The organism is Streptomyces sp. NPDC002537, assembly GCF_053594975.1.
On sequence record NZ_JBSFWT010000152.1, the window covers coordinates 1 to 9329 of the forward strand.

At 56.2% G+C, this 9329-nt stretch carries 4 protein-coding genes and 3 pseudogenes; 5 read left to right on the top strand and 2 right to left on the bottom strand.

Annotation, left to right across the window (positions count from 1 at the left end; translation table 11 throughout):
- Positions 1 to 110 precede the first annotated feature (110 nt).
- From ACWD4A_RS34475 to ACWD4A_RS34495, 5 genes and pseudogenes are all read left to right on the top strand, one after another.
- Positions 111 to 575, top strand: a pseudogene (locus tag ACWD4A_RS34475) (transposase); the annotation flags it as partial.
- A gap of 211 nt (positions 576 to 786) precedes the next feature.
- On the top strand, positions 787 to 1929 hold the full coding sequence (locus ACWD4A_RS34480; RefSeq protein ID WP_451200295.1) for a hypothetical protein: 1143 nt from the start codon (positions 787 to 789) through the stop codon (positions 1927 to 1929).
- 184 nt (positions 1930 to 2113) lie between these two features.
- A complete protein-coding gene (locus ACWD4A_RS34485; protein ID WP_451200297.1) occupies positions 2114 to 2881 on the top strand; it encodes a transposase family protein in 768 nt (255 codons plus the stop codon).
- 5 nt (positions 2882 to 2886) lie between these two features.
- A pseudogene (locus tag ACWD4A_RS34490) lies at positions 2887 to 3088 on the top strand (transposase); the annotation flags it as partial.
- Positions 3089 to 3354: 266 nt separating this feature from the next.
- Entirely contained in the window at positions 3355 to 7662 is a 4308-nt protein-coding gene (locus ACWD4A_RS34495) for a hypothetical protein (RefSeq protein WP_451200300.1), read from the top strand.
- 689 nt (positions 7663 to 8351) lie between these two features.
- Here ACWD4A_RS34495 and ACWD4A_RS34500 read toward each other — a convergent pair.
- On the bottom strand, positions 8352 to 9113 hold the full coding sequence (locus tag ACWD4A_RS34500; protein ID WP_451200302.1) for a transposase family protein: 762 nt from the start codon (positions 9111 to 9113) through the stop codon (positions 8352 to 8354).
- A 132-nt stretch (positions 9114 to 9245) separates the two neighbouring features.
- A pseudogene (locus tag ACWD4A_RS34505) lies at positions 9246 to 9329 on the bottom strand (IS5/IS1182 family transposase); the annotation flags it as partial.

A 9329-nucleotide genomic window follows, 5' to 3' on the forward strand; every position in this document is an offset into this window, starting at 1 on the left:
CCTGCAGATATCACGGCCTCCGCCGCTGCCACCCTGCCCTCATCCAGCGCGGATGCACTGGACCCGGCATAACTGATGACCCCAGATAATTTGCGTTATCCCGGTGCCGGGATAACGGGAAGAAGACCAAGGGACGTAAGCGCCACCTGGCCACCGACACCCTCGGCCTCCTCCTCGCCGTGATCGTGACAGCGGCCTCCGTTCACGACACCGCCGGCGGTAAGCAACTGCTCGACCACGTCGCCGCATCCCACCCAGGAGTGACCAAAGTCTGGGTGGACGGCGGCTACCAGAATTCCGTGATCAACCACGGGGCCCGCCTGGGAATGGACGTCGAGGTCGCGAAACGGCCCACCAGTACCGGCTTCCGGCCCATTCGGAAACGTTGGGTGATCGAGCGGACCTTTGGCTGGCTGATGCAACACCGCCGACTGACACGCGACTACGAAGCCCTGCCTCAGAGATCCCAGACGATGATCCACTGGGCCATGGCTAACACAATGAGCCGCAAACTCACCGGAGAATCCACACCAAGCTGGCGAATCGAATCGGGCGAAACGGGCACCATCGCCTGAACGTTGATCAGATGCCCTCTAAGCCCTCCACACCCTTCTCACCTATAGCTATTCAGGATGAAAGAGGCTCAGTCACGCCCGACCATGGCGCCTCAGCAAGATCTTGTTACGAGCTCATAGCGCCCGCAGAATCAGCTTCCGAGAACGATCAAGAGAAGCCATCCAGACAATTTGGCTTAACTGTGAAATTTTACCAGCAGAGGGGATTGTCATGGCAGACTATCTATCAACTGTCGGAGTTACATTCACACTCAAAGACAGTGCAGGACGGCAAGAGTCAGTCGAAGTTTATACCGATAGAGATCGAATTGCAGAGTCACCTGCCTTCACGCCTTTCTCAGGCTCTGGAAAGTACATATTAACTGCAGAGGTTAAAGGTGTGGCTTTACCAAAGAGCGTCAACCGTGTAGCGCCAGAAGCGATTGCCACTTCCCCTCCTCCGTTGCATTGGTATCCAGGGAAATTTGAGCAACTTAAGGTGCAACTTATTGGACCGCAATGGCGGAACCGCGATGTCAAGTGTCAAGCGGCAGGTAACGGTGTCGTTCTAACGGGGTCCGGATCAAGTAGGCCGACGAGTGACGCAGAATTTGCAGCTCGCAGCACCGCTAGCGGTAGCGTTGATATGTATCTCCACGCCATCAAACCAGGGAATCCCGGGGAAACTTTACTGAAGATTACCTCTGGAAGTGATCACGCTGACATCAAAGTTCCGCTTCCCGCTGTTACTGAACCGAAGATTTCAGTTGTTTCGGGAGGAGGAACTTCTGACGAAGAGTGGGCTGCAGGTGTATTCAAGGGCATAGAGTTAATCGTCAACGACACTGCACAAGGGCCTCATGCTCCAGCAACTGGATGCGCTATCGTCGTCACGACGTCAGGCCCCCTGGGCTATTCTTTAACTAAGGAATTCATTGCAGGGGCGGCTGGGAAAGTTCGAATCAATGATTTCCCAGCCGTGAAGGGGCCAGGGGTATATGAAGTTCAGTGTAAGATCCTTGGGGGACAGTCAAATCAGGTGACTTTGAAACGATCAGCACCTGCCAAGGTCGCACTATTTAGCGATATCCCAGATGAGATGAAAGTAGGCCAATACGCGGCACTGGACTTCACTTCCCCCTTTCCGACTTCCAGTATCGAATGCAGCGTAAAAGGAGTAAGTAATATCAAGCTTGGAGATGGTGAGCACGAGGCCGGCAGTACGCCGATCAACATAATGACAGACGAATGGGGAGAATTTAGAATATATCTGCTCCCTACATCCTCAAGCGCTTCGCAAAATATTTCTATCGAATTTAAGCCTTCCGGGTATGATGCGGTTATGCAACCTGTTTCCTTGCCGGTCATTTCATAGGTGATTCGCAGATTCAGGCCCTACAGGGAAGAATTCTTCTCTGCCTGGAAGGTCATTCAAAACTCTGTGGATCTCCGGTAGTTGATCGCTGACGGCAAGATCGGCCCCCTCGGCGTACTGTACGAGGTGTCACCGCACGTACGGACGCTCGGGGGGACCGGTGCGTTTCCACCGTACTACCGGCTTGAGCCCGTATCAGCTGTCCCTGCTCATCGGGAGGGTGGAGCGCCGGCTGCCGGACTGGGACCGGACGACGGGCAGGCCGCATGCACTGCCGTTGTGGAAAGCGGTGGTCCTGCTGTGTTTCCTCCTGCGGCACGACGCGGTACAGGAGATGGCCGGCGAGCTCTTCGGTGCCTCGCAGCCGACCGTCTCGCGCTACGGTTCGCTACTGCGGCCGGTGGTGCGCGACAGCCTCAAACGGCTGGGGTTCGGGATCGCGCGGCTGCCCCGCGACGAGCCGGTCCTGGTCGACGGGTTCCTGGCCCCCTGCTGGGACTGGAAGGCCGCCGAGCAGCTGTTTTCTGCAAAACACCGGCGCGTGGGGCACAACGTCCAGGTCATCTCCGACCTGCGGGGGCGGCTACGGTCCGTCGGCCGGCCGCTGCCCGGGGCCCGCCACGGCTCCTACGCCTACACGGCTTCGGGGGCGGAGACCGCAGTCGGCAGACATCCCGGCCTCGGCGACAAGGCCTACCAGGGCAGCCGGTTGTTGACCCCGTACAAGAAGCCCCTGCACCGGCCGCTCACCATAGTGGAGAAGGACTGCAACCGGGCCCACTCCTCCGTCCGTTCCGCGGTCGAGCGCTGCATCGCCCGCCTGAAGAACTGGAAGATCCTCTCCGAGAACTACCGAGGCACCCTCGACCACTTCCCCCAAACCCTCGACACCGTCGTCCAGCTCGAACCCCTCCGCACCTGGACCACACCACGATCAACCACTTCTGAATAACCTTCCCGCACAGTACCTGGCAGCGGGGCACGAACGAGAACACAAACGGGCTCTTGCGCCAGTACTTTCCCAAGGGCACCGACCTTTCACGCTGGAACGCCGATGGAACTCGAAGCCGCGGCCACCGCGCTGAACAGCAGGCCCCGCAAGACTCTCGGGTGGAAGACACCCGCCGAAGCCCTCAACGAGCATCTACTATCGGTCTAAACAGCCGGTGTTGCGACGACCAGTTGAGTACGGGCAATACACGAGCAGGGCCTTCGCCGACGCCTGCGGCCGGGCGGGCCTGATCCAGTCCATGAGCGCGGTCGGCAGCTCGGCGGACAACGCTTCCGCGGAAAGCTTCAACGTGACCTTCAAAAGGGAGGCGCTGAAAGGGAGGAAGGGCTGGTCAAGCGAGCGGAGGCCCGCCTGGAAACTTTCCGCTGGCTGCAGCGCTACAACGTCCGCCGGCGTCATTCCCGTCTCGGATAATGCTCGCCGATCGCCTACGAAAAAGCTTTCAACGAACCACCAACTACGCTGGCGCAAGCCGCATAATCCGTTTCCAACTTTCGGGAGCAAGGCCCCTTCACCTTATCAAACAGCGGTTGTGGAACGGGAGGATCAGCAAGGCCCGCCGCAGCGACCTCGTGGTGCCGCTGCCGTTCGGCTATCTGCGCCAGCCCACCGCAAAGGTCGTCCCTGATCCGGACGAGCAGTTGCAGGCGGTCGTTGAACGGTACAGGGAATGTTCGATTCAAATGAGGGAGAAAGCGATGCCAACAAACCGCTTCGATATATCCAAGCCTATCCCCCAGAGGCAAACCAATGGGTCTGGGGACAATGTTTTCAAGATTCTACTTCCGCGCATTTTGATGCATAATGGACAATTGGCGACACAGTACGAGCGCTTCACAGTTTACAGAGTTAGGCCGGGAATCTTGGTTTGCCCTGGACACGGCATGTACATGAACCTCAGAGACCAGAGGATTATATCTCCTAATGCGCAGACAGACCCGCAAAGCCCAGAGGCTCAGGCTTATTTGGATGATGTGTGCGACATGCTCGACCAGCTCGAGCGTACAGCCCCTGGAGAGTTGCTGCTTGAACATGTCAGAAATGCCCAGCCCATAAGTCCTCCAGAGGATTATGTTCAAGCAGAACGCGATCGCTGTCGGGATGCAGGACGGGCATATTGGGCGCGCTATGTGCGGTATGACCCAGGGCAGGCTCAGCCCGAGTTCTTAGATGACGGCGTGCTGATTACCCCGCCGGCATTAGGGAATTCAGACTTACTGCGAGATAAACCCGACGAAAACTGGAAGGCGCTGGACGCGCAGGCGGAGGCAAACAGCACCATAGCCTCGAAGCCTGCCCCAGACTGGTTCACCGATGAGATAAAAAAGGCTCAGGCGGAGGTTCAGAATGGAGAAAGTAGCCAGCAAATCCGTCAACGGATAGAGCATATTACAGGTATTTGGAACTCAGGTAGCAGCGGTTCGCAGAAAATGGACGGTCCATGGCAGGGGTGCGGATCGACTGCTCGTATCTACTACGACCCGAGAAGCACGATCATTGTGAATGACCCTCTGGCTGAGATCCCTGGTGCAACGAGTGGTCCAGCGCCTTCAGGCGGATGGAAGAAACTTGCGATGCCCCCCGAGGTAGGGTTGGGACATGAGCTAATCCACGCTCTTCACATGCTTCTGGGGCGCCGATTTGACGGAAAGGTAAAGTGCCATCAGCCACAGCCGAACAAAAATAGTACAATCTCATCCATTGGTAAATTCCTCGGCATTGGTGCCGCTTCCACATACACTAGTGTCACCATTAAGGGCGAAGAGCTCGACACTGGGCCTTCCCGCCAGGCAATCTCGACTATTCTTGAAGAGACTAAACGCGCAGTTGAAGTACCAGGATTAATAGATAAAATCCCCGATTCGGCCGCACGTGCCTATAATCTGCGCCAGGCGCTACTGGGCTTCATGAAAAGACTCAGAGATACCAATCTGACGGGCTCCATCCAAGCCGTTAGGTCGACTCCTGATGGGGTTACTGTACAGCATAGTCTAGAACAGCAGTCCATTAACCTAGACGTAACGGCATTATTCTGCGAGGGTGAGCTGGCTACCGCATCCCCGGTCGGCCGTCCACTGCGCTTTGCGTACAATCCGGCAACTGTGGAGCGCGTGAAGGTGAATGCCGGGGTGCCGTTAAAGATTGATGATCAGGCACAGCATAATAGGTGCTGGGAGTCAGCCTGTACCGAGCGAGATCCACTTTCCTATAATGCCGACTGGGGAAACATCGTTAGTAATGGGACAACACAGACCGTAACAGGATCTGTGTTTGCCACACACCAGCTGTCTTCGTACCCGTCATTTGATAAGAATTTAGAGCCCACGAGGACACTCCTGACTGGAATTGTGGGGACGCAAGCGCAAGGAACTAGTCCACGGTGTGAGGCCCGGGAAGAGCTTGATCTGTCAAATGTGAGTAGTTCCTCTACTGAAGCAGCAAACTGGAGAGCAATATGGAACAAAGAAACCGGTAATGTGCGCCTTGTGAGCGTGATGGGCGATTTAAGTAACGATTTACGGCTTCCTTCAGGAATGCAAGTTTGGGAATCTGCTGGATGGAAGAAACCGAACCCAGGGATGAATTCCGTCGAAGGGAGCAGCCTATATACCGCAACTAAAAGTATGTACGCCAAGCTGTTACATACTGATTCAGGGGTGGCCAAATTAGAGTTTGAAAGCAAGGAGATAGAGAAGAGTAAAGCAACAGGGGGCGAATGGGCCCAGGTGGGCGGGCTGCTACTCACCTATCCAAACGCCCTGGCTAGCGCTTTCCGCGACGGTTCATCGAAACTTGAAAAAGCGGCGGCGCTATTGTCATTCGAACCTCGCGTGAGCGCCTTTCTTTATGCATTAGATGATATTAGTCACGGCGACTATGTGGGTGCAGTTGAAGTGGGCGCCTGGCTTGGCGCGTGGACCCTGGCAGACTTGATTCTGGGTTCCGAAGTGACTTTTGGCGCAATGGTTGCATTCGCAGTTTATGATGTCATCAAACAGGAGCTCGCGGAAGCAGATGCGCTAAAAAAGGAAGATGAAGCTGCGAAAGCTTACGTGGAAACTTTCCAGCAGAAATGGAGCACTTCTATTTGGCCGAGCCAGCTAAATGCAATTACAACCAGTGTGTCCAGGACACTAGCTGCCGAAGCGGTGCGTATCCAAGCTGCCGCAGTGCATGATGCTGAACTAGCGAGTTCAGCAATTGAAAACGCAGTCATGCTGGCATTTTCCTCACTTTCTGGAGGCACACGTCTCGGTGATGCGCGAGAAAAGACACAAGCGAAAGCTGGCCTTTGGGAACCTAATTTTGACCCTAAGTCTCTGTACCAGAAGTATCTACACTCCGGAGACTTTACCAGCTATAATGCATTGGACCAGGAAAGTCGAAGAAAAGCGTACTGCCGCCTAAGTGAATCCATTTACCGTCAACTGCAACTGGTTGTTGGCGAGAAATTCCACGACATGATTGTTAAGCTAAAGCAGCACAAAGGCGATGTACATGGCACCCCTAACACTGACGAAGGAAAAACGGCGAAAGGGCTAGCCCTATCGTATGAGGCAATGATGCAAGTTTCTCGATCACTTGCGGGGACACTCGTCGCGATACCAGATAATGCATTCATGAGGGCTCAGACGAGCATAGATAAGCTGTTCAAGGAAGACCTGATCCCTTCCCTGGGGGATAATATCGTATTCGGTAGAGCAATAAACGATCAGGTTATGAGAAACATAAAGAGCACTTACGGCGAAGTTTGGGCTTACTACATATATAGGCCCTTGAATCCAGAAGGGAAGTTGCTCCCGATGGATTCCAACCCACTAGACGACTCCTTGATCATTAATGCACAGAAAACTGTAAAATCCAGCCTATCTGCACGTGACAGTGACGCCCGTATACACCGCAACACCAAGGATGGGCGTCAGAGCAGTGTTATGGCCGATGTCTTGGGTCTGGCGTGTTGGGCGGCTCAAGAACGGCTTATTCACGCAGTCTGGAAGGTTCTCGAAGACAGTGTTACATGGTCATCTTCACCGACGCCGATAATAATTAAGAATAAGAAGAATAGCAATTCTAGGGTGGTTAGGGCCCTTAACTCATCCCTCCCTCGCATTTGGGAGGGGGGAGGTTCGCCTTATTTGAACTCTTCCTTTGGAACCCCGGACGGGCAAGATATTGATAATGCGAAGCTGAGCAGCGTGATTAAGCCAGACTTCGGACGATTTGTCTTTGATGGGCTATTCGGGGGATATAGCACATATAGTGCATTATCCGATAAGGTATTGCATGATGTAAGCGAGCTGATTGCAAAAGAGAACGCGACATTCGATGCCAACGAGGCGAAAACTCCTGCGGAGCAGCAAGTGCTGGTTGACTCGGCTGCAGCGGCGCATATTCAAGATATCGGGAAGGTTCGATATGGGGAAATGGTTGACGCCCTGGAGGGTGTCTATAATGCGATTTCCCCCGCGCTCTCTCGTGGTGCAGCTGCTGCTGCTGCAAGCGAGCGTGATAAACCGTCGGCTTGGCAGGAATTCAATCAGGCTCTCGCATTATCTTCAATCCCGTCTTCATTTGCGACAGTTTTGAGTATCTACGAGGCGTTAGATAACCTAACCGACTGTCCTGTCGCGTGGAGTTACGCAAAGCACCTAAAAGGTGATCTATGGGAAATCGGGCGAGACTTGCGTATGTTCACGCATGCTATTAATTACCCTGGATGAAATTATGCGGAGTTGCCTCAAGAGGACCGTTCGACGTTCTGCCGTAAACCCTGCCGTTCCAGGCCGCGGTGACCCTGGGGGCGATTCGGCCGACTGCCTTGTCCGGCAGCTGCCAGAGCGTATTCGCCGTTGTCGCGTCAACGGCGAATACGCGATCCGAGTCGGTGGCGCTGCCTGAACATACTGTCACGGACTTGCTGTCATAGGCGCACGTGACATCCTCGATGTCATCGAAGCTGTTCAGGATTCTACCGGTGCGGGCATCGAGGAACTTCGCGAACGACTTGCCGTTCTTGTACGGCCCACATCGGCTCTCCTGTGGAAAGATCGAAGGTCTTGAGGTGTGACTCGCCGACCTCCCGCTCCAGCACGGCCACCGTGGTACCAACCACGGATGTAGCGGCGAATTCTCTCTGCCACACGGTGCGGTGAGTCCGCAGATTTACGGCGAGGGTGAGGTTGCTCGAGGAGTCGGAGATCTTCACGACAGCTATATCCCCTTGCCCGCCCACCATTCTCGCCTCCCCACTCCAGGAGTTGCAGCTCAACACCCCACTTCTTGGTGGCAGTGTCCGCATCGACAGCGACCAACTCCAGGGCTGTGACGTCTGACTTCGTGCCGGCTCCAGGGATATGGCGATGAAGGGGACGACAACTAGAGTGCCGTCGCCCGTGTTACTGAGGGTTTCTCATCCTGATCGCCAGGCGATTTCGAGGGCGTGAACGGCGGCGACGGTTTGACCGATCTGGTTGGTGCTGCAGCGGGCCTTGCGGAAGATCCTCCAGGCCTTCAGCCGGGCGAAGGCGCGCTCGCCCGGGGCTCGCAGGCGGGCATGGTCACGGTTGAACTGTGCGTATTTTTCGGGCAGGTCACGGCCGTAGTACGGAGTGCGGACGGTGCCGTTGGCTCCTCGGTAGGTGCGGTCGGCGAGGACGAAGACCTGCCGGGTGAGGCAGGCTTGGATCACGCCGTGTGCGCGGGCGGCGGTCAGGTCGTGGGTGCGACCGGGCAGGGCCCGGGAGAACCACAACGGTGTGCCGTCCGGGCGGGCGATGACCTGCACGTTCATCCCGTGCCGCCGGTGTTTTTGCGAGTAGTACGGCTCGTCGGCGGCAACGCGGTCGGTGGGGATCAGCGTGCCGTCGAGGATCACGAACCCCTCCGCCAGCAGGGTCCGCAGCGCGGCGTGCAGGCCCGGGGCGTGCTCGGCGAGGATCTCGACGGTCTCGTTGACATATCGGCCGGCTGTCGCGGTGGAGACGCCGAACCCGGCTCCTACCTCGGCGAGTGTCTCGTTCTTGCGCAGATGAGCCAAGGCAAGGAGCGCCTGGCGGAAGCAACCGAGCCTTCGCCACGGCGAGTTCAGTTCACACCTTCGGGCATAGATGAGCCAGGAGACGTGCTCCACGATCTCATGCGGGACGTCGAGCATGGCACGATACGGAACCACGAGGCTCCTCGGTTGCAGCGCGGGTGCGTAGAGAACACCAGCGCAACGACGAGGAGCCTTGCTGCGTCACCGATCCCGACGGCCAGGTCATCACCCCTGCGGCACACGATGAGAAGGGTTCACTGAGCCCTTTCAGGGTTGCCGCTCCAGGGTGAGGACTGCTCTGGCGATTGCCGACATTCGATTTGGGCTGCACCGAGCTTTGCGGAAGATGCG